Genomic DNA, 25,542 nt, shown 5'->3' on the forward strand with positions numbered 1-25,542 from the left:
TTCGCTGCATTCGTCGCCTTGCCCTGAACAACGGCAACACTCGCGCAGAGCCGTGCAGGATTAAATCGATGTCCCCTATAGCTATAATCAACACGTTATTATCTGGAGAGATACCATGCACTATACCTGCCCATCCTGCGGTGCCATCAACCGTATCCCCGATGACAAACACAACAGCCAGGGCCAGTGTGGCAAATGTAAAGCCCCCCTGTTTAATGGCACCCCGACGGATTTGAGCGACAGCAGCTATCAACGCTTTCTGGCCAAAAATGATTTACCGGTACTGGTCGATTTCTGGGCGGAATGGTGCGGACCGTGCAAGATGATGGGGCCTGTTTTCAAGGAGTTGTGCGCAGAACAGCAACATCAGCTGCGCTTCGCCAAGGTCAATACCGAACAGGCGCCCATGGTGAGTCAACAATTGGGCATTCGCAGCATTCCAACGCTGATCCTGTTCCGCCACGGCAAAGAAGTCGATCGTCTCGCCGGCGCCTTGCCAGCACCCCAGCTACGCCAGTGGATCGCTGCCGCGCTGCAGAAATAACGGCCACAGCCAACCGCCCCCCGTCGACGGCTAATGCAAGCCGTTGGACGGTTCGGTGCTGGTCATGATGGTTTCTTCAATCACGGTTGGCGACGCGTCGGGCTTCCGTTCAAATTCCTGCAGTGTTTTATTCAGTGCATCCCGCGCCCGAACAATGGTCGAGCGCTGAATTTCTTCCGAAATATCAGTCAGCATGGTCTTGTCTGTGACCGTTTTCAGGATCAGTTCGATCTTGGTCGTGCCGGTTGGATCATTAATCAATGCATCCACAAACTGGCCGTTCACCATATGGCGGCAAATACGGTCAATGGCCGGATAGGAAATCGAGTTTGCCATCAGATAGCTCTTGTAGTGCTTGGGCACAAAGCTCACCTGGGTGCTGAGAAAACTGAAAAACGTCAATAACAACAGTGCCTGCAGACCATTGGCAATCGCACAAAAAATCCGGTTGGTGAAGCTGGTAAAACGATTCTCCTTGATCCAGCGCCCATGTATGTCATAGCGGATTGCCACACGCTCCACCAAGCGAATAACAAACCACATCGCCAGAAACAGAACCAGAAACCCGGTCAATGTTAATACAGCCCAATCGTTAGCCCTTAAAATTCCGATCTGAGTCAGATACAACCCAAAATGATCGCTATAGGCACTGGCGATGGATATAGGCAAAAACACCTTGGCCAGATCCAGCATTTCCTTTGAGGTACCGTATCGATACCCCAATACAATCAGCGTCAGAAGCGCCAGTAAAATAACGACATCAAATATCATAAGCTGCGTGCCACCGTGCGATCATCCTTGTTTTTGCTATTATTTCATCCGAACAACGGCACTGACCAAGGGTCGAAGATGCGTCAGGCCGGGACATGAGAGCCTCGTTGAACGCAAGTTACAGACCAAATATTACGACTTGCCCAATTTCCCCTCAGTACCACCCAACAAACACACCGATCACCGGTACACGGGTGCCAATATCAATTATTCTCGAGTAACTATTTCCGCAAAATACTCAAAACGCACCAAAAAATAACAAACATATTTAAAAACGCACCACAACAGAACAAAATAAGTCTTGAGTTATCATCGTTTAACTCGCCACGCCACAACTTAATGCGATCATGGCGCTATTGTTGTGCACCCGATGATAACTGGCTTATTTTTTGCAAATTAGGTGTGAATACGGAGAATCTGACAATGCGCGCCAGCCCCCTGCTCAACCAACGAATCATGGAACACCTGAATACCGGTGTACTGCTGCTGGATGCCGACCTGATTATTATTCATATGAACCCTTCCGCCGAAGCCCTGCTGGAAGTCAGCGGTACACGCGGCGTGGGAGCTCACTTTTTCGACCTGGCCGTTGAAGATCAACGCGATATCGACGCCATGCGGGATGCCGTTATTACCGGCCATTCCTACACCAAGCGGGAAGCCCAGATTCATTTACAAAACCAGCAAACCCTGACTCTCGACTACAGCGTCAGCCCTGTAACGCACCCGGAGACCCGTACGCCAACGCTACTGGTTGAATTGCAGGGCCGTGATCGCCTGATGCGTATCAGTCGGGAAGAGCAACTGATTGCCAAACAAGAAACCACCCGCTCCCTGGTTCGCGGACTGGCTCATGAGGTCAAGAACCCTCTTGGTGGCATCCGCGGTGCCGCTCAGCTGCTTGAACGCGAATTACCCTCCGCCGAACTGAAAGAATACACCCACATTATTATTGAAGAAGCCGACCGCCTGCGCGATCTGGTCGACCGCCTGCTCGGGCCACGCAATATTCCCAAACAGGAACCGGTCAATATCCACGAAGTGCTGGAACGTATCTGTCAGTTGGTGGATGTCGAAAGTCGTGGCCAGGTGGTTATTCACCGGGATTACGACCCGTCGATCCCGGAAATTGAAGCCGACAAGGGTCAACTGATCCAGGCCTTGCTGAATATTGGCCGTAACGCCATGCAAGCCATGCTGGAAAATCCGGATCAGCAAGAACGCCCAAGCCTGACCATTCGTACCCGCAGTGTCCGTCAATTCACCATCAGCCATCACAGTCACCGACTGGTTGCCCAGATAGAAATCATCGACAACGGTCCGGGCATACCGGATTCGATCAAGGACAACCTGTTTTACCCCATGGTCAGTGGCCGTGCCGAAGGCTCCGGACTGGGGTTATCGATCTCCCAATCCATCATCAATCAAATTAACGGCATTATCGAATTTACCAGTGCGCCTCACCGCACTGTGTTCTCCATCTTTTTACCATTGGAATCGCTATGAGTACTGTCTGGATCATCGACGACGACAAATCCATTCGCTGGGTGCTGGAGAAAGCACTTGATCAAGCCAATATCCAGACTCGGGTATTCGAACAGGCGGAGCCTGCCCTTAATCAGCTGAAGCGGGAACAACCGGACGCCATCATCACCGACATCCGGATGCCGGGTATGGACGGCCTGATGATGCTGGAACAAGTACACGAAGCCAGCCCGGACTTGCCCGTCATTATTATGACGGCCCACTCCGATCTCGAGAGCGCAGTCTCTTCGTACCGCCGCGGGGCGTTCGAATACTTGCCCAAACCCTTTGATGTCGATGAGGCAGTCAGCCTGATTGAGCGGGCCATCGCCCACTTTGAAGAAATGTCCGCCAATACCACGGCACCGGAAAAAGAAATCAACGAACATGAGATCATCGGTGAAGCACCGGCGATGCAGGAAGTGTTCCGTGCTATCGGGCGCCTGTCCCACTCCCACATCACAGTACTGATCAATGGCGAATCCGGTACTGGTAAAGAACTGGTTGCCCATGCCTTGCACAAGCATAGCCCGCGGGCAATTGAACCGTTTATTGCCCTGAATATGGCGGCCATTCCACGAGACCTGATTGAATCGGAATTGTTTGGCCACGAAAAAGGCTCCTTTACCGGAGCTGGCGGGCAGCGTCGCGGCCGTTTTGAACAAGCCAACGGCGGTACCCTGTTTCTCGATGAAATCGGTGATATGCCATCCGAAACCCAGACCCGGTTGTTACGAGTACTGGCCGATGGTGAATTTTACCGGGTCGGTGGCACCACTCCGATCAACGTCAACGTCCGTATTATCGCCGCCACTCACCAGAACCTCGAAACCCTGGTGAAAGAAGGCCGCTTCCGGGAAGATTTGTTTCATCGCCTGAACGTGATCCGGATTCATATCCCGCGCCTGGCCGATCGTCGTGAAGATATTCCGCAGCTACTCAGCCACTTTCTGCAGTCAGCTGCCGAAGAGCTGGATGTTGAATCCAAAACCCTGCGACCAGAAACCGAGGACTTTCTCAGCTCACTGGACTGGCCCGGTAACGTCCGCCAGCTCGAAAACACCTGTCGCTGGATTACCGTCATGGCCTCTGGCCGTGAAGTACTGATCAATGACCTGCCACCCGAGCTGCTGGAACAGCAAAGCAGCACCCAAACCTCCGGCAACTGGGAACAGAATCTGCGATTCTGGGCCGATCAACAGCTGTCCCATGGTGCGGTCAACTTGCTGGATACGGCCGTTCCCATCTTTGAACGCATCATGATTGAAACCGCCTTGAAGCATACCGCCGGGCGTCGTCGGGATGCCGCCAACCTGCTCGGATGGGGACGTAATACCCTGACCCGCAAGATCAAGGAACTGGATATGGAAACCGGCAGCGACGATTCTGAAGCAGAAGAATAAGCCTGCCACACCCGATGCAATCGTCTTCTCGATAGGATAAGGCGATTGCAGTATTGCCCAGCCAGACGCCATCGTCGGCTGGGTGATGCCAAACACACCCCGTCTCCATACACCCCGTCTCCATACACCCCGTCTCCATACATCCCGGCCCAGGGCATGGCTTGACCACTCTTGTTTATCCTGGCTTGATTTCCGGGCTGACCTGATCTCTTCGCACAACCAACGGGCCACCGCTCGTCGATTTCCTGCGATATTGGCCGCCCCGGCGCCACCCCTGTGCTAAAACCATCACGCCTTCTCGTAACAAAGACGGATACTCTGTGGTCAGAGCGATTGCTATAGTCAAAATCAAAACCGAAAGGACAGGAGGCTAGACCCATATGAACAAGCTGCACATTCTGATTACTGGCGGCGCCAGTGGTATCGGCCTGGGAATTGCCGAACACCTGGGCAAGCAAGGCGCTCGAATCGTGATTTCTGACATTAGCCAGGAAGCGCTGGACAAAGGTGTATTGCAGTTGCAAGCCGCCGGTATCGATGCGAGTACCGCGATGGCGGATATGTCCGATGTCACTGCCATTGATGCCCTTGCCAGCCAGTTTGCCAATGATCCCATTAACGTCGTGATCAATAACGCTGGCCTACAGTTTGTATCCCGGCTGGAAGACTTCCCTGCCGATCGCTGGAAGCTGCTGATTGACGTTATGCTGGTCGGCCCGGCGATGTTGTCACGCGCATTGCTACCCGCCATGCGTGAACAAGGATTCGGCCGCATCATCAATATTGGCTCAATTCATAGCCTGGTCGCTTCGCCATACAAATCGGCTTATGTCGCTGCCAAACATGGCCTGATTGGTTTTTCCAAAACCCTGGCGCTGGAAACCGGTGATACCGACATCACGGTCAATACCATTTGTCCGTCGTACGTCAAAACCCCGCTGGTCGAAAAGCAGATTGCCGCCCAGGCCAAGGAAAACGGTATTTCTGAAGAAGAAGTGATCAACAAGATCATGCTGGAACCCATGCCGAAAAAACAATTTATCGATATCTCGGAAATTGCTGGCACCGTGGCGTTTCTGGCCAGTCCTGCCGCCAAAAACATTACCGGTCAGACCATGGTACTGGATGGCGGCTGGGTCGCCCGCTAGCGCCGGGTCATTATCGACTGCGGTAGATCACGGCCGGTGGCAGTCAGGTATGGATGGACAAAAAAAACCAGCGTCAGACGCTGGTTTTTTTATAGACCCTCAAACGGCTAGCCGTAAATCAGCCAGCTGGTCAGGAAGGTAATGCCGACCACAACCAGTACTGACCCTCCCAGTACCAGTACGACGTCTTTTAATGGAAGTTCCCTTTCCGGAGTATCGTGCAGCATATGACTGCGCACATGGTGGCGCACGGGATGCGTCCCGGCAAAAGCGGCTGTCGCCGCTCCTTTTCCATACCATTGGTTATTCATGGTGTAACCCTCCGGGTAAATACGGATGGCGACAGAATAAAAAGCGGTGACGGGTTTTCCCGATCACTGTTTTCCTCTGGCACTATCCACAATATGCGGCTGGATCAGTATGATCAGCTCGCGTTTCACACAGGCCTGTCGGAACCAGCCATACAGCCAGCCCAACAGGGAAATCTCGCCCTGTTCACCATCGTGGCATCCATTCATCTTGAGGTGGTTTGATGTCTGATAATCGTCTGGTAGTCGTTACAGCTGTCGATCCCACTACCAACCGTTCCCTGCTGTACACATCCTGACGGACATACAGGTTTGGGCATAAGACGCGTGAGTGTGAGGCTATCCTGGATTCTTATTTGTATTATCAAGACTCACTGCTCACACGGGCGTTGTGTGCGTCTGTTGCCCGCTATTACTGGTCTGTTTTTACCAGGTTCTTTACCAAGCCAAATTGGCTCCTTCTGAAAGTTTAGACACACTTTGACGATAATGTTCAATAATTAACCATTTTTTATGGCTGATTCACATGGCATATCGAGCCAGTTTCTGTTTTTACAAACCAGTTAAAAGATTCAGCCAAGAAAAAATGTCAGCCGCAAACCTTCTGCTCTGAACATATCTGGTGGTCATTCCCCTGAAAAACTATACTGGTTCACCGTCAGCTCTCCGGATAACAGCATGTTTCATATCGTTTTATTTGAACCGGAAATTCCACCCAATACCGGTAATATCATCCGCCTGTGCGCCAATACCGGCTGCCAGTTACATCTGATCGAGCCGCTGGGATTCTCTCTGGAAGAAAAGGCACTGCGCCGTGCCGGGCTGGATTATCACGAATATGCCCAGGTCAAAACCTACCCTGATTTTGGTCAATTCTTGCAACAGGCTCAGCCTGGCCGACTGTTTCCGTTAACAACCAAGGGCAGCCGGGTGCATTCTTCCGCAACATTTCAGCCAGACGACTATTTTATGTTTGGACCAGAAACCCGTGGCTTGCCCGCCGAGGTGTTACAACAGTTTCCCGCAGACCACTGGCTAAGGCTGCCAATGCTTCCCGACAGCCGTAGCCTTAACCTCTCGAATACTGTTGCGGTACTGGTGTTTGAAGCCTGGCGGCAGGTTGGATATGAAGGTGCCAGATTGGCAGGGGATGGTATCTAGATGAAGGCCATTGAGACAAAAACGCCCGGCATAAGCCAGGCGTTTTATCAGTCAGACAGCGCATTCTATTCTCCCTGATCAGTATCAGGGAGCCAGCACTTAATGAGTTGCTTCAGGTGCTGCTACTGCTTCTTCCGCTTCTTGCTGCATGCGCTGGGCGAACAGGGCATCGAAGTTGATCGGTGCCAGCATCAGTGCCGGGAAGCCGCCTTTTACAACCAGGCTGTCAACCGACTCACGCAGGTATGGGAACAGGATATTGGGGCACATCGCACCCATCATTGGCTTCAGCTGTTCTTCCGGAATATTGTCGGCAAGGAACAGGCCACACTGCATGACTTCAACCAGAAAGGCGGTTTCGTCATCGGCCAGTTTTGCCGTTGCAGTCACTTTAACAAACACTTCAAAATGGCTTTCATCAACACGACGCGCGCCAGTGTTCAGATCCAGCTTGATTTCAGGCTTCCACTCTTTGGTAAACACCATCGGCGCATTAGGCACTTCAATGGAAGCATCCTTGACATAAACGCGCTGCAGAGCGAATTGTGGTTGTGCATTCTCAGTCATAAATAGTTCCTTGGTTATTTGCGTACTACCGGAAGATTCTGTGCATTCCACTCCATCATGCCGCCTGAAAGACGTACGGTGTTGAAGCCTTTTTCCTTGAGCATTTTGGCAGCCACGGACACTGTTGTACCGGTTTTACAGATCAGTACAATCGGGTGATCTTTATGAGCATTCAACTCGTTCATCCGCTTGGCCAGCTCGGAAAACGGAATATTGCGAGCATTGGCCAAATGGCCGCTGCTGAAGTCTTTTTTATCGCGGATATCGACGACAATAGCGTCTTCACGATTAATCAATTGAGTCGCTTGAGCCGGAGAAACCGACGCGCCACTACGTTGCTTGTTATCAAACAACAGGGCCGCCAGAAACGCGCCCCAGATAGCCACCAGCCACCAGTGGTTACCGATAAATTCGAACACCTGTTCCATAATTCTCGTCATTGCCAGAAAAATCAGGCCCGGAGTATAACCTCTGACCGCGCTACTGTCCCACTCTTGCAGCACTCCGGGGAGCGGCGGTTTGATCTGCTCCAATGAAGCATAAGTGCCAATGATTATATCGAACCATTTTGCCCACTGTGATCAGTAGCTGGCTTTCAGTACAATCAGGGCATCAAATCATTACACACGGTGCCGAATCATGAACAAGCGTCCCAAACCCGTTGCATTAATTATTCTGGACGGCTGGGGTTATCGGGCAGAAACCGATAACAACGCCATTGCCAATGCCAACACACCGACCTGGGATCGTTTGCTGGATGTCTTCCCCAACACCCTGATCCAGACTTCTGGAGAAGCGGTTGGCTTGCCAGATGGGCAAATGGGCAACTCCGAAGTCGGCCATATGAATCTCGGGGCTGGTCGCATCGTTTACCAGAACTTCACCCGTATCAACAAAGCCATTGTTGATGGCGAGCTGCAACAGAACCCGGCACTGGTGGCGGCGATGGACAAGGCCAAAGCCGCAGGGGGCGCAGTACATTTCACCGGTCTGCTATCACCCGGCGGTGTTCATAGCCATGAAGACCATCTGGTCGCCCTGCTCGAAATGGCCCATGAGCGTGGTATCAAGCAAGTCTGTGTTACCGGCATTCTCGACGGCCGGGATACCCCGCCCCGCTCGGCCGCCGACTCCATTGCCAAAATAGAAGCCAAATGCACCGAGCTGGGCAACGCCCACCTCACCGGTATCGTCGGTCGCTACTTTGCCATGGACCGTGACAATCGTTGGGAACGGGTACAGACCGCCTACGACCTGATGACCACAGGCAACGCCCAGTACACCGCCAGCAACGGTAGCGATGCCCTGCAGGCCGCCTACGAGCGTGATGAAAACGACGAATTTGTCACCGCTACCCTGATCGGCGAGCCAGCCCCGGTACAGGATGGCGATGCCATTATCTGCTTCAACTTCCGCCCTGACCGCTCCCGCGAACTGACCCGGGCGTTTGTGGAAGGTGACGAATTCAACGGCTTTGACCGAGCGCTACGTCCAGCCCTGAGTGACTTTGTCATGTTGACTGAATACGCAGCCAGCATCGATGCCAGCTGTGCTTTCCCACCCGAACCCCTGAGCAACGGCCTGGGTGAATACATTGCCAACCAGGGCATGAAACAACTGCGGATTGCTGAAACCGAAAAATACGCCCACGTTACCTTTTTCTTCTCCGGCGGGCAGGAAACCGAATACGACGGTGAAACCCGTATTCTGGTGAACTCTCCCAGCGTGGCAACCTATGACTTGCAGCCTGAAATGAGCGCACCGGAAGTCACCGAAAAACTGGTTGATGCCATTAAGCATGGTGATTACGACCTGATCGTCTGTAACTATGCCAATGGCGATATGGTAGGTCATACCGGTATTATGGATGCCGCTGTCAAGGCCGCCGAAGCTATCGACACCGCTCTCGAAGCCGTCACCAGCGCCATTCTCGAAGTGGGCGGAGAGTGTCTGATCACCGCCGACCACGGTAACGCCGAGCAAATGCTCGACGATCAGGGCCGGGCCATGACCCAGCACACCACCGGCCCGGTCAACCTGGTGTACGTTAACGAACGTGAACAGGGCGCCATTCAACCCGGTCGACTGTGTGATATCGCGCCAACCTTATTGGCCATGATGGGCCTGGAACAACCTGCCGAAATGACCGGCAATTCTCTGGTGGACTATAGCTGAACCATGAAAATCCCGACTCCGTCCAGCCTGCTGCTGACCTGTTTGCTCAGCCTCGCCACCACGCTCCCTGTGGTTGCTGAAGAAGCCGGTGATGCCGCCAAACTTCAAGCCTTGAAGCAGGATATCGCCAAGCTGCAGCAATGGCTGAATGAAGCCAGTGCCGAACACAGCAAGCTGTCGGAGTCGTTACGCAACACCGACCAGGACATCGGCGCCATAACGCGCAAGATAGAAGAAACCCGGCGCTTGCTCAAGGAGGAGCAAGACCGCCTAAAAAAGCTCCGACAGGATCAGGCGCAGCTCAATGAGCTGCGCAGTTGGCATACCTTGCGTTTAAAAGAGCAGCTGCAGGCTGCTTATCGTCTTGGTGGCGACAGTCCGATCAAAATGCTGCTGAACCAGGATGATTCCCAACAAGCCCAGCGTATGCTGAGCTACTTTGGCTATTTTAATCGCGCCCGTATGGAAGAAATCAACCACACGCTCAGCGAGCTGACCCGACTGGAACATATTGCCGACGAAATCATCGCCCAGGAACAACAGTTACAACGTACCCAGCAGTCGCTGGATCAGAAAAACCGCCAACTGACGCAACAAAAGAAAAAACAGAATCGCCTGCTGGCACAACTAAGCCAGCAAATGACCAGCGAGAAAAGCACGCTGGCGCGTAAACAGGCCGATCGTAAACGCCTCGAATCCCTGTTTGATGAAGTCCAGACCCTGGTCGAAAAAAGCCCGCGCAAACAGGATGTACGCCCCTTTAAAGCCCTCAAACGGTCGCTTCCCCGTCCGCTGGCCGGGCGCATCATCGCCGCTTATGGCAATCCCAATACCGGTGGCGTTGGTCGCTGGGAAGGCTGGTTGATTGCCGCCCCGGAAGGCACCAATATCCAGGCCGTCCATCACGGCCGGGTCGTCTACTCCGACTGGTTGCGAGGCTTTGGCCTGTTGATGATTCTTGATCACGGTGATGGTTATATGACGCTGTACGCCCACAACCAGACCCTGATGTACGACGTCGGTGCCTGGGTCAATCAAGGGGATGTGATTGGTGCCGTTGGACGCAGTGGCGGGCTACAGGAACCCCGGCTGTATTTTGAAATTCGCCACCGTGGCAAGCCACTGGACCCTGCCGCCTGGCTGGTCAAACGCTGATATTCGGCAACAACAACACATCAACGTGAGTGAAACTCCAGTGCCAATAGGGAGTCTGCGTTAACAGCTCCCCGCTTTTATGCCATGCTTCGACCACTGACGACTACGAGAACCTCCATGCACGCTATCGTTTCAACTGCCACTGCACTGTCTCTGGCGCTGGCCTTGTCCGCTCCGGTATCTGCCGACCAAGTACCGCCAACCACAACGGAACCCGTTCTGGCAGAGCAAGCGCAGGCCCCGCTGCCGCTGGATGAACTCAGAAACTTCGCCGAAGTATTCGAGCGTATTCGCAGCGCCTACGTAGAAGAAGTCGATGACAAGACCCTGTTTGGCTACGCCATTAACGGCATGCTGACAGCCCTGGACCCGCACTCGGTGTATTTACAACCCGACGACTTCTCGGAACTGCAGGAAACCACCTCCGGCAAATTTGGTGGCCTGGGCATGGAAGTGGGTCAGCAAGATGGCATGGTCATGGTGGTCTCTCCAATTGACGATACCCCCGCCGCCAAGGCTGGTATCAAGTCCGGTGATCTGATTGTCAGCCTTGATGGCGAAGCCATGGTCGGTGTATCACTGAGCGATGCCATCGAAAAAATGCGCGGTGAACCTGGCTCTCCCATCACGCTGGAAATACGCCGTCAAAACGAACCACAGCTGCTGAAGTTCGACTTGATTCGCGATGAAATCAAGGTTCGCAGTGTGCGCTCGGAGTTACTCAGCGACCAGATCGGCTACCTCCGTATTACCCAGTTCCAGGAACATACCGGTGCCGAACTGGTACGTATCCTGTCACAGTGGCAAGCTGATCACAGCGTCAGGGGATTGATTCTTGATCTGCGTAATAACCCCGGTGGGGTCTTGGGTGCTGCCGTCGATGTCAGTGATGCCTTCCTTGACGAAGGCCTGATCGTCTATACCAAGGGCAGGGGCAACAGCTCGGATATGCGCTTTTCAGCCAGCCCTGCCACGGTTGCCGAACGCTTGCCCTTGATTGTGCTGATCAATGGCGGCTCAGCGTCGGCCTCTGAAATTGTTGCCGGAGCACTGCAAGATCATCAACGCGCCGTTGTGGTGGGTACCCAGTCGTTTGGCAAAGGCTCAGTACAGACCGTATTACCGCTAGCGGACAACAAAGCCGTCAAGCTGACCACCGCACGCTACTTCACCCCTAACGGCCGTTCCATTCAAGCCAAAGGGATTATCCCCGACATTCTGGTAGAACAAAGCGATGTGACCCCGCGTGCCCGTAGCCGGACATTCAAGGAATCCGATTTGCGGGGCCACCTGTCCAACCCGCAAAAAGGCGAGTCGACGACCAATAAGGACGTTGCCAGCAATACTGACGAAGCCGATGAAGCCGCGGCCAATGCCGACCAGCTACTGAAAGACTTTCAGCTCTACGAAGCCCATACCCTGCTGCGTGGCATGACCATTCTGGGAGCCAGGCAGTAGCCATGCAGCCAATCACCATCCAGATGTTGTTGATGCCCGACGCCACAGTAGGTGTTCCACAAACCAGTGTGTTGCAAGGAATCTGAGTCACCATGATGGCACCACATATATGGCTGACCCTGTGTCTCGGCAGTTGGGCATTACCTGCAGCGGCGGCTGAGTTATTGCTGGTCATTGATGATATTGGCAACAATCGTCTCCTTGGCGAGCAACTGCTGGCGCTACCCGCTCCGGTCAATATGGCATTTTTACCCCACACACCTTTTGCTGCCAGTCTTGCCGCCAAAGCCGCTGCGCAAGGGCATACCGTGATGCTGCACGCTCCGATGGCGACCGAGTCCGGGGTCAAACTGGGGCCAGGTGGGCTTTACCCAACGATGGACAAAGCCACGTTGAGCGCCACGTTAAACGCTGACCTCGATGCGATTCCCGCCGTCAGTGGCCTTAATAATCATATGGGCAGCCTGTTAACCCAGGATTGTGAACGAATGAGCTGGGTGATGGATATCGCCCGTCAACGGCAACTGTTTTTTATCGATAGTCGCACGACTGCCGCCACCTGTGCCCGCCAGGCCGCCTTGCAGGCGGGCGTCCCCGTACTGGCCAGAGATGTATTTCTGGATAACGATCGCTCCGCAGCAGCACTGGCACAGCAGTTTGATAAAGCAATTACATTGGCCAATCAACACGGCCAGGCGGTGTTGATTGGCCACCCCTACCCGGAGACCATTCAGTTTCTGCAGCAACGCCTGCGTCCAACGGAGTCCCGGGGTTGGCACCTGGCTGCGCTGCACGACAAACTGGCGCCGACCGCCGCACAGCAGCCATTGGTTGCCAGCAAAACAGACCCGCATAACAGTGTGATTCATACCGCCGATGCCGACCCCTTATTCCATCATCCGGCTCAAGAGATGCCCTGCCCGATAACCGCAGGTCAGCCAACTCGTACTGCAAATACAGCGAAGGGAAGAGCGCTGCTGAATGCGAAGACCCTGGCGCTGCGGTCACTCACAAATATCAGTCTGCCCCTGGCAAGACCGACCCCTGGCCCAGCACCATTAACCGCTCCCTTAACCTCTTCACCAGTGCTCACACCGACGTGCACAACAGCGCATGCCGCGACGACAAAGGCCGAGCAGAGTATCGGTGTATTACGTTTGCCGGAATCTCACGCCCGCCGAGTGATGCGAGTCCATCTACAGCCTTGAACGTTGCGGCTAGCGGCTACTAGTTGCTCTTGGGCGTTATCAACAAGGAAGGATTAACAACCAACAACCCGGCGGTTATAAACGCAATCGGCTTCCTGTTGGAAGCCGATTGCGTTGCCGGTGTAACTGGCGCCATCAGGCAGCTGTCAGAAATGGTAGCCCATACCAAGATAGAAACCGTCGGTATTGCCCGCCGCTTCGTTCTGTAGCTGATAGTCAAATTTGAATACCACCTGATCGACCGGATAATAATTGACACCGGCGTTGGTCTGGATCTTATCCACGCCTTCTTCCTGCGACCAGGCAGTCTGACGGGCAAACACCCCTACCGATGGCAATGCTTTCCAGGAGACTTCCAGCTGACCGCCGTCCTGAACCTGCTTGCCTGCCTCCTTGGCGTCATCTCCTGCCAGATCCCAACGGGCATACATGCCTTTCAGGGTGACATCGTTCAACTGATACACCAGATGGGCACCCAGCAAGGTGGCCGAGTCGGCGTAGGATTCTACTGCGCTCTGGTCCAGGTCAGGCTGGTACTGGGCATACGCCGCCAGCTCCAGGCCACTGACGCCGGTGTAACGCACGCGCACGGTAGTTGCCAGATCAAAGGCATCGGCATTGGAAGTTTTTTGCTTGCCGGCTTTCAGATCAAAAGGATCAGCATCGGAATCGGTGCTGGGATCATCGGTTTTCATCCCTTCCGACAGCATGACATCGTAGCTCAGGCCACTGGAAAACTGCTGGCTGTACATGATACCGCCAACATACCAGGTGGTTGGTACGATGGTGGTTTCCAGCACCGGCCGTTCAACCCCGTAGTAAGTGGTTGGTTCGTGGGTTTCGTTGACGATACCGACAGGAACCAGCTGGATACCGGTTTTGACCTGCTGGGTATCCGACAAGTCCACTTGCAAGAAAGCCTGTTCCAGCTCAACCGCCCCTTCGCCATCAGAGCCGGGAACAACGGTATGCTCCACTTCAAATTCTGAGTGGAAATGCACCCGATCAGAAAAATCGTATCCCACAAACAGCACCCAGCGACGGAAATCAAGCTGCTTGTCATCAGTGCCATCCACACTGAGATTGTGATAGTTCAATTCACCATAACCACCAAAGTGAATATTGCTGTGCGACGATGTCTGTTGCTGGGCATCAATGGCATCGGCCATCATTTCCATACGGCCATTCAGTGACTCTTCCAGCTGCTGGATACGTTGCTCCAGCTGGCGGATGGTATCTTGCTGGTCATCGGCAGCGTATGCCGGAGTAACCAATCCTGTCGCGGCAATCACTGCCAAAGGGGCCAGGGTGTATTTCATTACGGTATCCTGCTTAAGGTATCTAAGGTTAAATTCAGTCACTATGTCAGTCGCCATCACTGAAATTGATGCCAAGGCTGACATCAAGCCCATCGGGAATTTCACGTTTGAAGTTGCCATCCAGTGCCGCTGCCATGCTGTTAAAACTGGTGGCATCCTGATCGCTGATGGCATCGTTGGCTTGCTCCAGATTGCTGCGTACCGTATCGGCATCGGCGCTGTTACCGGCGGATTCCATCAAGTCAAACAAGCTCACGGTGGTGGATTCGGAGCCTTCCAGCAATTCAGTAATCACGTCGATACTGGCCTGCATTTCAGGCCAGGCATTGCCCGACAAGGCCGCGACGTTGCTGACGGTGTCACGCTGCTGCAAATAGTCGAGATAGCTTTGCACGGCAGAAATCAATGCTGTCAGTGGCTCAGAACCATCATCCAGATCCCCCGCCAGAAACAGGTCCCGGTAAGATGTGCCGCTCTCCAGGTGATCAAGGGTCCAGCCATTTACCACGTAGTCAGCGCGATTTTGCACACTGCCTGCCAAGCCTTCCATCACCTCACATTTGCGTGGTTGCTGTATAAACTCAGCAACGATATCGGCCGCCACCTGGCTCTGGTCACTGGCGGTTTCAAATGCCACGACTTCCAGCGGCAGCAAGCCGACATACTGGAACGTAAGGCCGTCGAAGTAGCTACTGCCAAGCTCTGTTTCCGACTCTGAATCTATCAGGGTCTGGATATTCGAGCGCACCGTGGCAGTATAATTGGTCCCACGCACCCGGTAGGAGTCAACGAACTGGTACACCGGGAAAACGGTGTCGTCGAACAATGGGCCAAAATTGAATGGCAACAAGCGGTACCAGCTATCTGCCATTGTTTTCCAGTCCGTTTGCAGCTGGCTCAAGCCAGCTTCATCCGGAGCGCTACAAAAGCTGTCGACACTGTTGTTGAAGTCACTGACTTCACTGGCAAATTGCTCACTGGCAACGATGATGGTGCCATCAACCAGCTGCTCCAGCGCCAGAGACAGAGAGCCTTCGGTCAAGGCAACGGCATCGTTTTCACGACTGCCACCACAGCTGGCCAGTGTCAGACAGGTGCCCAGACACAACCAGGCAGAAGCGGATTTCAACATCGGGATTCTCTTTATCAAGGTCATACAGATTGGTCTGGTAGGGTAAAGGTAAACATATGATTGTCCCAGTGACGGCCAGCAAATGAGCGCCGCATGGCGCGGTCTTCTTTCAGGCTGCGGACATCAATCATGCGCACATCACCACGGGAATTACTCAATACAAAGTACTGCTGGTCACGGCTGACGGTCAGGCCACAGACATCAAAAAAGGCGTGATAGCCAACCAGCTGGTGCGTATCCAGATGCCAGAATGCCACCAGATCGCCCCGCGGGCTGGAAAATGCCGCAATACGCTCACCATTATGCAAGGCAGCACTGCCCATATAATCGTTAAATTTAAGGATCAGGGTTTCCGGCCCTTGCAGCGTAACCAGCGGCTGACCAGGTTTGTGTATTGCCGCCAGAGGTACCAGTGCATGACTGTGCATCGCCGGGCGCTGCAATTGGGTCGCAATGGCAACGGTGCCATCGTCCGCCAATGCCAGGTGACGAATACTGGCTTTGCTTTCCGGCAAGCGATGCTGACTGATCAGGGTGCCATTAGCGAGTGACAGATACACCAGCGATGGGTCCATGGTGTCCAGATTCAGCACCTTGCGACCACTGTCCGGATGCGTCAGCAAACCGCCATTGGCAACCACTAGCGACTGGCCATCCGGCATCACGTGGACATCGTGGGGGCCGATACCATGGGTCAGATATTCGGCCTCGAGCTGCCAGTTAACCGTATTGCGCACCATCAGCTTGCCGGTGCCAGTGCGGTAATCCGATTCGGTGGTCAACAAATGCTGACCATCCGGACTGAAACACCCATGACCGTGCATATGATGGCCAGTGGTGCACTCGATCACCTGTTCGACGGAACCATCCAGCAGGTTAAGCACCAACGCCTGGGTGCCTGGCCGACGGGCAAACATGACCGCCTGATCCAGACGCTGTGGGTGTTGGGCCAAACCATGGCCACGAAAACCACTGCTGGCAGAGTGCAACTCAGCACGCCGCTCGCCATCGACAATCCAGCTGGCAAAATAGCCGTCTTCGCCATCGCCTTCGGCACTGACCCAGGCTTCGGTGCCGGTGACGACTGCGCTGGTCGAATACCGACTGGCCGATGTTGCCGCAAATGCCGTTCCTGGCAAGGCGGAGGCCGCCAGGGCACTGGCGACTCCTCCCAACAGACGCCGTCGTGACGGGTCCTGTGCTAATCCTGATGATGCTGAATCCGCTGACATCACGGTTCTCCCATCTAGAGTGATTCAACAAACTGAAGCAGATTGTGACGCTCTTCGGCGCTTAGATCCGCGAATTTCTGGCGTGCCATGGCGGCTTCGCCACCATGCCACAGAATCGCCTCTTCAATGCTGCGAGCCCGGCCATCGTGCAAATATTGCTGACTGCCGTTGACTCGCGCCATCAAGCCGGCGCCCCACAAGGGTGGCGTGCGCCATTCACTGCCACTGGCAGCAAAGTCTGGGCGACCATCGGCCAGTGCCGGCCCCATATCATGTAATAGCAGGTCGGTATAAGGCCAGATACGCTGATTGCCCAAGTGTGGCTGTGTTGTACTGGCGACGGTGGTATAGCTCGGCTGATGGCACGCCACACACCCGGTGGCATAAAAAAGCGTACGTCCTTCGAGGACCTCGGCATTATCAACATTCCGCCGCTGGGGCACACCCAGATTGCGAGTGAAATTCGTGACCAGGCGCAAAAGATTATCAGGTAATTCCATTCCCTGACTATCATTTCCATTTCTTTGTTGCTCACACAGTGGCTGATACGCCGTACAGGGCTGGGATGGAAACAGTGGATTACTGATACCAATATCATTGGCAAATGCCGACGCGACAATCATGTCCATGTTGGGACGGTTGGCCTTGTGGCCAAAGCGGCCTGGTAGCCAGCGCTGGCTTCTGGCATCCCAAACCCGGTTCTGTCGACCGGAAATGCCATTACCATCAGCGTCTTCCGGATCGGCCAGGGCTTCCAAGTCGGACTGTGCGATCAATTCCAGCAACCCCATCCCGTGGATCGCCGGCGCATTGCGCACACTAAAACGGGTGTTAGTGTCGAAGTCCCCATAAGCGGCGTAACGCAAATCCAGCTCCGGCTTGCGCAAACTGACGCTGCTGCCATCCGGGTATATAAAAGCTTGTTCATGCCATGTGATATAGGCATATGCTTCTGGTGGCACCTGTTGTTGCTCAGCCATGGCCGTTGGTGTGGCTTGACGTAACTGGTGCATCAGGGCAATTGATTGGGTTTGTAACTGGTCGCCATACACGGGGTCAGGAATAACACCGTCATGGCTGTTTGCAGCCGCTGTCATGGCGGCGGCATCATCCAACACCACACTCATACGAATCAGTGGCCCAAACAAAGGGGTATCGGCATTATCCGGCATACGGCTTTTACCGCCCCGAATATGGCAAGCGAGACAACCACGGGCGTTATAAATCGGCCCCAGTCCATCACGTGCATCGGTAATAGTAGGTGCCTTGACCCAGGGTTGGTGCGCCAAGGCCCGACCGGCATAAAACAGCGGCCGCTCTTGCTCTGGCAAATTAGGTGTTACCTTGTCCAGTTCCGGGAACGGGATAATCGAGGTTGTCGCAGCCCCACCAGGGCGTGTTTCTGCCGGTTCAGGCTCCGGTATCTGCTCGGAACAACCACTGCTGGCAACAACCCACACTGCCAACATAAAGATGCCAAAAAGCCGGGATAAACCCGGCTTCAGGTGAAAACAGAGACGGCGCATCAGCCAGCCTCCGTCAACAATTGATCAGCCATTGAGATTAGCACTCAGTGGTTGGATCAGTGGTATCACACTCGGAAGCATCAACATCGACAACCACATCGCCGTCGATCTCAAGCGCTTCAGCAACATCGGCAATCACGGTTGATTGAGCGTTCAGCGCCTTGATTGTATCGTAGGCTGGCTCATCGGTGGTAGCGTCCATGATCTGTACGTCGAAGGGGGTACCTTCACGGGCCAGGCTATCAATGCTTTCGTAAGCGGTGCTGGTGGTGCTCAACGCCGTTACCATGGAAGCCGCTACCTCTGTCAGACCGGCATCAGCCAGGTAATCATCAAGACCATAACCACTTACCGCATTGGTCGTCACATCGTCAGTGCCGTCCAATGTGCTGTCGTAACCGGCGTATTCACCGTAATAGCTGTTGGAGACGCCTTCGGCATTCAGCCAGATATCGCGGTGCGTGTTATCCGAGAAGCAAGAATGCTCGTCTTCCTGGGAGTTGGAAGAAAACGCAATCTGCATCCGCTCACCCGCCAGCTCGCCTTCAGACAATGTACCCATACCGGTGAGAATTTCGGCCAGCTTCTGTTTGGCGTCATCTTCGCTGCTGATGGTGGTAAACTCAGTGCGGTATGAAGCGCCGTCAGCCCAGCTATCACGAACAGTTTCCAAATCGTCGATCAGCTTCTCAACCGCCACTTCCATAAATTTGTGACGACGGTTGGACAAATTGCTGCTGTCGTAAGTGTCGGTCTCAGAGTAACCCTCAGCCAGATCGCTCAGAGGACGATCACCGCCTTTCGCGTAGTTATACGCTTCGTTGGTTTTAACCGCCTCATCACGATCCGTACCATCCGTGGTTTCACCATCATTGTTCAGGTCCTGTCCCCACAGCAGGAATTCAATTGCGTGGTATCCGGCAATCACATCATGCTCGTCATCGGCGGTGGCAGTATTGGCCAACAGGTCGGCGGTGATATCAATCGTCACATCACCAATGATGTTATTCGACTGATCTTCCGCATCGGCTGCCGTCAAGGCACCACCACCATTAATGCCAGCCGAGTTGGCGGTTACGCCCACCTGATCGGTACCAAAGTCAGTATCGTTGGTCTGCACATAGTCGATCAGGGCTTCACCTAATGGCCAGGCATTGATATCACCTTCCGGGCCGTCTTCCGAGCTGTAGTCGGTAGAGTCAATCGGGCTCAGGCGGAAGCGATAAACTTCAGTCTGGCCATAAGGTTCACGCGCAACCAGCCAGGCGGTTTTAGCGGCAACAAAGTTCTCTTCGGTCGGATCTTCGCGGAAGGTTTGCAAGGCGGTTTGTAATGCTTTGGCCGTGGTCACGGCATCTGAATAAGCGGCGTAGGCAATATCAGCGTTGGTTTCCAACACCTTGCTGACGTTATCAACATTGATAACGGAATCAGACGAAGAGCTGTCTGAGCTACTGCCACAAGCAGTTAACAGGGAAGTTACGGCGATAGCCGCAGCAAGCGAGGTCAGTTTCATCATTTAACACTCCGATCTGGCAATAAAGGAATTTGGCGGACTATTTGTCTTTCGGATAACATCTCATTTACATTAAAACGAAATAGTTCCGATTCGATTTGATTGAGATCATATTACTAATGCAAATGATTTACAAATAGACTTGGGATTGCATTATCGTTAGCAGGATTATTGACGCATGCTAAACTGGCCACCTTGGTAGCAGCCTTCCTGATCACCACAACAAGCTGGGGATCACAACAGACAAGAGTAACCAGCCACCATGCGATTTATCAGCCATTACCCCAAGGGAATGGGCAATACCGGAGTCACCGTGAAAAAGTATTCAATTTTATTGTTGGCGCTGCTACTGAGCAGTTGTGGCAGTTCGTCTGATTCGTCAAGCCTTGCCTTCGAAAGCAAGGCAGCCCTCGGCGAAAGCCTGTTCAACGATACCAATCTCTCATTCAACCGCACCCAGTCCTGTGCCAGCTGTCACGATGCCGACAAGGCCTTTACCGACAGCCGCGAAGATGACAACGGGCTGACTGCTGCCGTATCACTTGGTGATGACGATGTATCCCTGGGAGACCGTAATGCACCAACGGTGCTGTACGCCTCACTGTCACCGGAGTTTCAGGAAGGTACGCGCAGTCGCTTCAACAGCAGCCAGTCCGATTACAGTGGCTGGCTGGGCGGCCAGTTTCATGATGGCCGCTCTTCCACCCTCGCCGATCAGGCCGGTGGCCCGCCATTAAACCCGATTGAAATGGGCATGGCAGATCGCGCCAGCGTAGTCGAACGCCTGTTAGAAAATGAAGATTATATTGCAGCCTTCGAATCCTTGTATGGTACCGATGTGTTTGACGATACCGATACCGCTTACGAAGCCATGACCGACGCCATTGCCACCTTTGAGGCAACGGATGTTTTTGCTCCCTTCGATTCCAAATACGATCGTTCACAACTGAGTTCAAATGATGAGGACTACTACGATTACGGCGTATTATCCAAAGTCGCCTCGGGCAAGGTGCTGTTTTTCTCCCAGCAATTCACCAACTGCGCCACGTGTCACCAACTCAAGTCCCAGGGCTACAGCGGCGAGACCTTTACCGGCTATGAGTACCACAATATTGGTGTCCCGGTGAATACCGCAGTACGGCTGGCCAATGGCTCGGACGATGACTTTATTGATACCGGTTTGCAATTAAACAACAGCGCCGTCACCGCCGATACCGAAGCCGGTAAATTCAAGGTACCAACGCTGCGTAACGTCGCCATCACTGCGCCTTATATGCATAACGGCGTGTTTAATGAGCTGGCCACGGTCGTCAAGTTTTACGATCACTGGCTCACGGGCAGCCGCTACACAATCAACCCTGAAACCGGTGTGGAATGGGCGGAGCCGGAAATCAGCGAGACCATCAGCCTGACCGAACTGCAGGATGGCAGCCTGTTCGATGACGATGACGTCGAAGCACTGGTCTGTTTTATGATGACGCTCACCGATGCCCGCTATGAAAGCCTGATTTCTGATGCCGAGTGGGAAAACTGTGAAACGGAATAATATTCTCTGGAGCCTGACATTATGGTGCCTGGCCAGCATGGCCAGCGCCGACAACTACCTCAGTCAGGAAGCGTTCCTGTCACAGGCGTTTGGCGAGCAGCCAGCAGCGGCCAAAACCCTGTGGCTCAAACCGGAACATAAAGAAGCCGCCACCGCCTTGCTCGGCCATTCTTACGTTGGTTTGCGGGTACGATACTGGCAAGCCGACACCACCAGCGCCTGGATTCTGCAAGAGATTGGCAAAGAGAAGCCAATCACCATCGGCGTGGTGATTACCGATAACCAGATACAATCGGTTGCGGTACTGGCGTTTCTCGAATCCCGTGGCTGGGAAGTACGCTACCCGTTTTTTACTGACCAGTTTACCGGGGCGAGGCTGGACAAGTCCCGACAACTCAGCCAGCATATTGACGGCATTACCGGTGCAACCTTGTCGGTGCGGGCCGTAACCAATGTCGCCCGTCTGGCACTGTATCTTGCAGAGCAAACCGGGGTCAGCCACAATCAGGCCGCCACCCAACCCTGACTCCTGATACAGGCTCTGTTTTGAAACTTGTTCCTTTTCTGATTCATTGGCATCGCCGCGGCGGCCTGATCATCCTGCCGGTTCTATTGATGCTGGCCATTACCGGCATCCTGATCAATCACAGCCAGTCACTGGGATGGGCCAAAATACCGGTCTACTCCTCCTGGATCGCCTGGCTGTATGGCATTCAGGACACCACTGTCGAGCAAGGGTTTGCCGCTGGGGATCACTGGGTCAGTCAGGTTGGCGACACCCTGTATCTGGATCACGATGCCATCGGCCACTGCGATCAGCCCTTGTTGGGTGCCTTGCGTTGGCAAGAAACCATTGCCCTGCTGTGTAATAACCGCATTGCCCTGTATTTGCCTGATGGCCAACTGGTTGAAGAACTGGGCAGTCTGCCACTGCAAGCCAGCACACTGGGCATGCTGCCGGATCAAGATGCCCTGCTGCTGTCCAGCCCACCCTATTATCTCGATAACAACAGCTGGAGCTGGCAACCACTACCGCCCGAATCCGTCCCGACAGCGGACTCGCCTTGGGCCACTCTCACTCCCTTGCCTGCTGAACTGGTCGAGTCTCTGAACAGGGACAAGCCCTTGCCGGGGATTTCCCGCGAACGCTTGCTGCTGGATTTACACAGCGGCCGTCTGTTTGGCGAGGTGGGCGTCTGGGTGGTGGATGCCGTCAGCCTTGTGCTGATATTTCTGGCCTTGAGCGGTACCCTCACCTGGCTGAAGCGCGCCTGGCTAAAACGCGGCGGACGTCATGGTTGTAGTCGACAGAAGCCGCGGCGCCACAAGCCCGGAATGTAACCTTTAGACATCACCGCAAAACGCCACCTTGCTAACAATACCGATACCCGATCGTCAACGGAGATACTGGCCATGTTACTTGAACTGCTCACTCCCGCCGACCTGTCGCTGACAGCGGCCATTATCCTGATCGCAGTGGCCGGGTTTACGTCACTGATGACGGCTGCTGTCGGTATTGGTGGTGGCCTGCTGCTATTGGCAGTCATGGCATCACTGGTACCCGTCAACGCCCTGATTCCAGTACATGGTCTGGTGCAGCTGGGTTCCAATGGTAATCGCATGGTGATGACCTGGCGTCATATCGACTGGGCCATGCTGAGGTATTTCAGTATCGGGGCATTGCTGGGAGCCGGACTGGCCAGTGTGGTCGTGGTGCAATTGCCGCTGTACCTGATTCAGTTTGCGGTGGCGGGGTTTATTCTGTTTCTGGTATGGGGCAACAAGCCAGGCAAACGTCAGCTCAGTTCAACAGGACGGGTATTTGCCGGCGCCTTGACAACCTTCCTCACCATGTTTGTTGGTGCCACCGGGCCACTGGTAGCCGGTTTTGTGCATCGCAACAACTACAGCAAATTACAGCTCACCAGTACCTTTGCGACCTGTATGACGCTGCAACATTCGTTCAAGGCTGTGGTATTCGGCACCATTGGTTTTGCTTTCTGGGAGTGGCTGCCACTGGTGCTGCTGATGGTTCTCAGTGGCACCATGGGCACCTGGCTGGGGCTGAAACTGTTAAACCGTATTCCGGGCCGCTGGTTTAAACAGACCTTCCGGATTGTGGTTACTCTGCTCGCCCTGCGCCTGCTCTGGCAGGGCTGGCAGAGTATGTGAGTCACGGTTTGATCTCGCCCAGTTGCTGATGCATTTCACGCAACAGGACTTCTGTCTGATCCCATCCCAGACAAGGATCGGTAATGGACTGGCCGTACACCAGATTGGCCGACATTTTCTGGTTGCCTTCGTTGATGAAGCTTTCCAGCATCACCCCCAGAATCCGCTCATTACCTGCCAGCCGCTGCGCCACCACATCCAGCGCAATGGCGGTTTGGCGACGATGCTGCTTGCAGGCATTGGCATGGCTGCAATCCACCAGTACACCAACATGACAGCCAGCCGCCTGTAACTGCTGTTGTGCCGATGCAATGCTGTCGGCATCGTAGTTCGTCAGGCCATTGCCGCCACGCAGGACAATATGGGTATCCGGATTGCCCGGAGTGGTCAGCATGGCCATTTGACCATGGCAATCCACCCCCAGCGTGTGGTGGCTATGACGGGCGGCCACCATGGCATTGATCGCTGTCATCATGGAGCCGTCGGTGCCATTTTTCAATCCGGTGGGCATACCCAGATGGCTGACCATTTCACGATGGATCTGTGACTCCGCGGTGCGGGCACCAATGGCCGTCCAGCTGATCAGGTCGTCCAGGTACATCATTACCAGCGGGTTCAATGCTTCGGTTGCCAGTGGCAAACCCATTTCGGCCAGTGCCAGCATCACTTTGCGGGAGCGCTCCAGTCCGGCTTGCATATCGCCTTCGCCATTACAATCCGGGTCGTAAGCCAGTCCTTTCCAGCCCACATGCGTCCGTGGTTTCTCGACGTAGGCACGCATCACAATCAGCAGACGGTCGCCCAGTTCTTTATTCAGGGCGACCAGCCGCTGGCCGTAATCCAGCGCGGCGGTTTCATCATGAATGGAGCAAGGCCCGGTAATCACCAGCAGGCGTGAATCATCACCGTTCAGGATGTTGCGAATCTGCTGGCGTTGCTGCTCAATCTGGATACGCAGGCCATCACTCAATGCCATACGGGCCTTGAGCATGGCGGGGGTGGTAATCGGTCGGACTGCCGGGTCATTGCTACTGGCAGAACGGGAAGTCAAAGTAGATGTTGTCATGTTGCTATTCCTCAAATTTTTTACTGGATATGGTGTCTTTGCTGTGGTCCGGTGATGGGCCAGCGCCAATATCGCGCCCGCACATCACCGCAGCTAAATCGCCACAACCAGAAGCCGCACAGACTGGTGCAAGCTTGAGAAATTTTGAGTTTTGCCAATACTTGCATAGCAACCTCGAACTGAATCCTGTGAAAAACAATCATAAAAAAACCCCGATCAGCCTGCTGCCAATCGGGGTTTCCGGTGGCAGCTGGCTTGAAGCCAAACTGCCGGGTGTTCTATTGACACTACGGGCAGCCTGGCTCCTGACTAAAATAGTCATAACCAAACCACCAATACGCCACGCTGACATCACTCAGGCACAGGCTCGCCGCTGCGACCGGGGTCGTAGAGCTGTTCAAGCGTTGCTGTAACCGTGCTGGGTTCATTGTTGTACCGGGGCATTTGTTCAGGTGATGTGTTTATCCTAATCCCGAATGTCTGAATTGCAACCATAAATATCAATATTCTGTGCTGTATATGGTATTCACAGGGTGAATACTGGCTGAAAGCCCGGCATAGCTTTCAAGACAGCACATCCAGACAGTTCGTCAAAAAAGACCGCCCCTGCC

General features: G+C 54.0%; 23 protein-coding genes. 13 read left to right on the top strand and 10 right to left on the bottom strand.

Annotated features, from left to right (window positions below):
* The first annotated feature begins 115 nt into the window (after nucleotides 1-115).
* Nucleotides 116-544: a thioredoxin TrxC gene (gene trxC, locus Q4551_RS06235; protein ID WP_303432560.1), complete on the top strand. Its 429-nt coding sequence runs from the start codon at nucleotides 116-118 to the stop codon at nucleotides 542-544.
* A 30-nt stretch (nucleotides 545-574) separates the two neighbouring features.
* Here trxC and Q4551_RS06240 read toward each other — a convergent pair whose 3' ends face one another.
* Nucleotides 575-1,315: a CvpA family protein gene (locus tag Q4551_RS06240; protein WP_303432561.1), complete on the bottom strand. Its 741-nt coding sequence runs from the start codon at nucleotides 1,313-1,315 to the stop codon at nucleotides 575-577.
* 423 nt (nucleotides 1,316-1,738) lie between these two features.
* Between Q4551_RS06240 and glnL the strand changes: the two genes are divergently transcribed.
* The 3 genes from glnL (at nucleotide 1,739) to Q4551_RS06255 (ending at nucleotide 5,390) form a co-directional block, all read left to right on the top strand.
* Nucleotides 1,739-2,821: a nitrogen regulation protein NR(II) gene (glnL, locus tag Q4551_RS06245; protein ID WP_303432563.1), complete on the top strand. Its 1,083-nt coding sequence runs from the start codon at nucleotides 1,739-1,741 to the stop codon at nucleotides 2,819-2,821.
* Nucleotides 2,818-4,242 carry a nitrogen regulation protein NR(I) gene (gene ntrC, locus Q4551_RS06250; RefSeq protein WP_303432564.1) on the top strand — a complete coding sequence of 475 codons (1,425 nt, stop codon included), beginning with the start codon at nucleotides 2,818-2,820 and terminating at the stop codon, nucleotides 4,240-4,242. The genes glnL and ntrC overlap by 4 nt, the downstream gene beginning before the upstream one ends.
* A gap of 380 nt (nucleotides 4,243-4,622) precedes the next feature.
* Nucleotides 4,623-5,390: a 3-hydroxybutyrate dehydrogenase gene (locus tag Q4551_RS06255; RefSeq protein ID WP_303432565.1), complete on the top strand. Its 768-nt coding sequence runs from the start codon at nucleotides 4,623-4,625 to the stop codon at nucleotides 5,388-5,390.
* Between the two features lie 107 nt (nucleotides 5,391-5,497).
* Here Q4551_RS06255 and Q4551_RS06260 read toward each other — a convergent pair whose 3' ends face one another.
* Nucleotides 5,498-5,701: a hypothetical protein gene (locus Q4551_RS06260; RefSeq protein WP_303432566.1), complete on the bottom strand. Its 204-nt coding sequence runs from the start codon at nucleotides 5,699-5,701 to the stop codon at nucleotides 5,498-5,500.
* Between the two features lie 675 nt (nucleotides 5,702-6,376).
* Here Q4551_RS06260 and trmL point away from each other — a divergent pair.
* Nucleotides 6,377-6,859, top strand: a complete 483-nt coding sequence (trmL, locus tag Q4551_RS06265) for a tRNA (uridine(34)/cytosine(34)/5-carboxymethylaminomethyluridine(34)-2'-O)-methyltransferase TrmL (protein ID WP_303432567.1) — start codon at nucleotides 6,377-6,379, stop codon at nucleotides 6,857-6,859.
* A 99-nt stretch (nucleotides 6,860-6,958) separates the two neighbouring features.
* Here the strand turns inward: trmL and secB are convergent, their stop codons facing one another.
* Nucleotides 6,959-7,426 (bottom strand): protein-export chaperone SecB, encoded by a 468-nt coding sequence (secB, locus tag Q4551_RS06270; RefSeq protein WP_303432568.1) that lies wholly within the window; start codon nucleotides 7,424-7,426, stop codon nucleotides 6,959-6,961.
* Between the two features lie 14 nt (nucleotides 7,427-7,440).
* A complete protein-coding gene (locus Q4551_RS06275) occupies nucleotides 7,441-7,866 on the bottom strand; it encodes a rhodanese-like domain-containing protein (protein WP_303432569.1) in 426 nt (141 codons plus the stop codon).
* 199 nt (nucleotides 7,867-8,065) lie between these two features.
* Between Q4551_RS06275 and gpmI the strand changes: the two genes are divergently transcribed.
* The 4 genes from gpmI to Q4551_RS06295 all read left to right on the top strand — a co-directional run bounded on the left by gpmI (nucleotide 8,066) and on the right by Q4551_RS06295 (nucleotide 13,422).
* Complete coding sequence (gene gpmI, locus Q4551_RS06280; RefSeq protein ID WP_303432570.1) at nucleotides 8,066-9,601, top strand: 2,3-bisphosphoglycerate-independent phosphoglycerate mutase; 1,536 nt, start codon at nucleotides 8,066-8,068, stop codon at nucleotides 9,599-9,601.
* Between the two features lie 3 nt (nucleotides 9,602-9,604).
* On the top strand, nucleotides 9,605-10,756 hold the full coding sequence (locus Q4551_RS06285; RefSeq protein ID WP_303432571.1) for a murein hydrolase activator EnvC: 1,152 nt from the start codon (nucleotides 9,605-9,607) through the stop codon (nucleotides 10,754-10,756).
* Nucleotides 10,757-10,873: 117 nt separating this feature from the next.
* A complete protein-coding gene (locus tag Q4551_RS06290; RefSeq protein ID WP_303432572.1) occupies nucleotides 10,874-12,214 on the top strand; it encodes a S41 family peptidase in 1,341 nt (446 codons plus the stop codon).
* Between the two features lie 92 nt (nucleotides 12,215-12,306).
* On the top strand, nucleotides 12,307-13,422 hold the full coding sequence (locus Q4551_RS06295; RefSeq protein WP_303432573.1) for a divergent polysaccharide deacetylase family protein: 1,116 nt from the start codon (nucleotides 12,307-12,309) through the stop codon (nucleotides 13,420-13,422).
* A 146-nt stretch (nucleotides 13,423-13,568) separates the two neighbouring features.
* Here the strand turns inward: Q4551_RS06295 and Q4551_RS06300 are convergent, their stop codons facing one another.
* The 5 genes from Q4551_RS06300 to Q4551_RS06320 are packed head-to-tail and all read right to left on the bottom strand — an operon-like array spanning nucleotide 13,569 to nucleotide 20,150.
* Nucleotides 13,569-14,741 (bottom strand): porin, encoded by a 1,173-nt coding sequence (locus Q4551_RS06300; protein WP_303432574.1) that lies wholly within the window; start codon nucleotides 14,739-14,741, stop codon nucleotides 13,569-13,571.
* Between the two features lie 46 nt (nucleotides 14,742-14,787).
* Nucleotides 14,788-15,873, bottom strand: coding sequence for an imelysin family protein (locus Q4551_RS06305; RefSeq protein WP_303432576.1), 1,086 nt, complete (start codon nucleotides 15,871-15,873; stop codon nucleotides 14,788-14,790).
* 20 nt (nucleotides 15,874-15,893) lie between these two features.
* Nucleotides 15,894-17,105, bottom strand: a complete 1,212-nt coding sequence (locus tag Q4551_RS06310; RefSeq protein ID WP_303432577.1) for a DUF1513 domain-containing protein — start codon at nucleotides 17,103-17,105, stop codon at nucleotides 15,894-15,896.
* 14 nt (nucleotides 17,106-17,119) lie between these two features.
* Entirely contained in the window at nucleotides 17,120-18,631 is a 1,512-nt protein-coding gene (locus Q4551_RS06315; RefSeq protein ID WP_303432578.1) for a di-heme oxidoredictase family protein, read from the bottom strand.
* 37 nt (nucleotides 18,632-18,668) lie between these two features.
* Nucleotides 18,669-20,150: an imelysin family protein gene (locus Q4551_RS06320; RefSeq protein WP_303432579.1), complete on the bottom strand. Its 1,482-nt coding sequence runs from the start codon at nucleotides 20,148-20,150 to the stop codon at nucleotides 18,669-18,671.
* A 259-nt stretch (nucleotides 20,151-20,409) separates the two neighbouring features.
* Here Q4551_RS06320 and Q4551_RS06325 point away from each other — a divergent pair, with 259 nt between their 5' ends.
* The 4 genes from Q4551_RS06325 (at nucleotide 20,410) to Q4551_RS06340 (ending at nucleotide 23,865) form a co-directional block, all read left to right on the top strand.
* Entirely contained in the window at nucleotides 20,410-21,693 is a 1,284-nt protein-coding gene (locus Q4551_RS06325; protein ID WP_303432580.1) for a cytochrome-c peroxidase, read from the top strand.
* Entirely contained in the window at nucleotides 21,680-22,219 is a 540-nt protein-coding gene (locus Q4551_RS06330; protein WP_303432581.1) for an FMN-binding protein, read from the top strand. The genes Q4551_RS06325 and Q4551_RS06330 overlap by 14 nt, the downstream gene beginning before the upstream one ends.
* A gap of 20 nt (nucleotides 22,220-22,239) precedes the next feature.
* Nucleotides 22,240-23,034 carry a PepSY-associated TM helix domain-containing protein gene (locus Q4551_RS06335; RefSeq protein ID WP_303432582.1) on the top strand — a complete coding sequence of 265 codons (795 nt, stop codon included), beginning with the start codon at nucleotides 22,240-22,242 and terminating at the stop codon, nucleotides 23,032-23,034.
* Between the two features lie 72 nt (nucleotides 23,035-23,106).
* Nucleotides 23,107-23,865, top strand: a complete 759-nt coding sequence (locus tag Q4551_RS06340) for a sulfite exporter TauE/SafE family protein (RefSeq protein ID WP_303432583.1) — start codon at nucleotides 23,107-23,109, stop codon at nucleotides 23,863-23,865.
* Between the two features lies 1 nt (nucleotide 23,866).
* Here the strand turns inward: Q4551_RS06340 and Q4551_RS06345 are convergent, their stop codons facing one another.
* Nucleotides 23,867-24,931 carry a 3-deoxy-7-phosphoheptulonate synthase gene (locus tag Q4551_RS06345; RefSeq protein WP_303432585.1) on the bottom strand — a complete coding sequence of 355 codons (1,065 nt, stop codon included), beginning with the start codon at nucleotides 24,929-24,931 and terminating at the stop codon, nucleotides 23,867-23,869.
* Nucleotides 24,932-25,542: the final 611 nt, after the last annotated feature.

Origin of the sequence: Oceanobacter sp. 5_MG-2023, assembly GCF_030548165.1 — a bacterium.
Classification (GTDB): domain Bacteria; phylum Pseudomonadota; class Gammaproteobacteria; order Pseudomonadales; family Oceanobacteraceae; genus Oceanobacter.

Excerpts from the sequence above, each read along its gene's own strand:
- Q4551_RS06240 (WP_303432561.1), bottom strand. The coding sequence starts at position 1,315 with ATGATATTTGATGTCGTTATTTTACTGGCGCTTCTGACGCTGATTGTA.
- Q4551_RS06305 (WP_303432576.1), bottom strand. The coding sequence starts at position 15,873 with ATGTTGAAATCCGCTTCTGCCTGGTTGTGTCTGGGCACCTGTCTGACA.
- trmL (WP_303432567.1), top strand. The coding sequence starts at position 6,377 with ATGTTTCATATCGTTTTATTTGAACCGGAAATTCCACCCAATACCGGT.
- Q4551_RS06275 (WP_303432569.1), bottom strand. The coding sequence starts at position 7,866 with ATGACGAGAATTATGGAACAGGTGTTCGAATTTATCGGTAACCACTGG.
- secB (WP_303432568.1), bottom strand. The coding sequence starts at position 7,426 with ATGACTGAGAATGCACAACCACAATTCGCTCTGCAGCGCGTTTATGTC.
- gpmI (WP_303432570.1), top strand. The coding sequence starts at position 8,066 with ATGAACAAGCGTCCCAAACCCGTTGCATTAATTATTCTGGACGGCTGG.
- Q4551_RS06290 (WP_303432572.1), top strand. The coding sequence starts at position 10,874 with ATGCACGCTATCGTTTCAACTGCCACTGCACTGTCTCTGGCGCTGGCC.
- Q4551_RS06285 (WP_303432571.1), top strand. The coding sequence starts at position 9,605 with ATGAAAATCCCGACTCCGTCCAGCCTGCTGCTGACCTGTTTGCTCAGC.
- Q4551_RS06345 (WP_303432585.1), bottom strand. The coding sequence starts at position 24,931 with ATGACAACATCTACTTTGACTTCCCGTTCTGCCAGTAGCAATGACCCG.
- Q4551_RS06295 (WP_303432573.1), top strand. The coding sequence starts at position 12,307 with ATGATGGCACCACATATATGGCTGACCCTGTGTCTCGGCAGTTGGGCA.
- Q4551_RS06255 (WP_303432565.1), top strand. The coding sequence starts at position 4,623 with ATGAACAAGCTGCACATTCTGATTACTGGCGGCGCCAGTGGTATCGGC.
- Q4551_RS06300 (WP_303432574.1), bottom strand. The coding sequence starts at position 14,741 with ATGAAATACACCCTGGCCCCTTTGGCAGTGATTGCCGCGACAGGATTG.
- Q4551_RS06315 (WP_303432578.1), bottom strand. The coding sequence starts at position 18,631 with ATGCGCCGTCTCTGTTTTCACCTGAAGCCGGGTTTATCCCGGCTTTTT.
- Q4551_RS06320 (WP_303432579.1), bottom strand. The coding sequence starts at position 20,150 with ATGATGAAACTGACCTCGCTTGCTGCGGCTATCGCCGTAACTTCCCTG.
- Q4551_RS06325 (WP_303432580.1), top strand. The coding sequence starts at position 20,410 with ATGCGATTTATCAGCCATTACCCCAAGGGAATGGGCAATACCGGAGTC.
- trxC (WP_303432560.1), top strand. The coding sequence starts at position 116 with ATGCACTATACCTGCCCATCCTGCGGTGCCATCAACCGTATCCCCGAT.
- glnL (WP_303432563.1), top strand. The coding sequence starts at position 1,739 with ATGCGCGCCAGCCCCCTGCTCAACCAACGAATCATGGAACACCTGAAT.
- Q4551_RS06260 (WP_303432566.1), bottom strand. The coding sequence starts at position 5,701 with ATGAATAACCAATGGTATGGAAAAGGAGCGGCGACAGCCGCTTTTGCC.
- Q4551_RS06340 (WP_303432583.1), top strand. The coding sequence starts at position 23,107 with ATGTTACTTGAACTGCTCACTCCCGCCGACCTGTCGCTGACAGCGGCC.
- ntrC (WP_303432564.1), top strand. The coding sequence starts at position 2,818 with ATGAGTACTGTCTGGATCATCGACGACGACAAATCCATTCGCTGGGTG.
- Q4551_RS06310 (WP_303432577.1), bottom strand. The coding sequence starts at position 17,105 with ATGTCAGCGGATTCAGCATCATCAGGATTAGCACAGGACCCGTCACGA.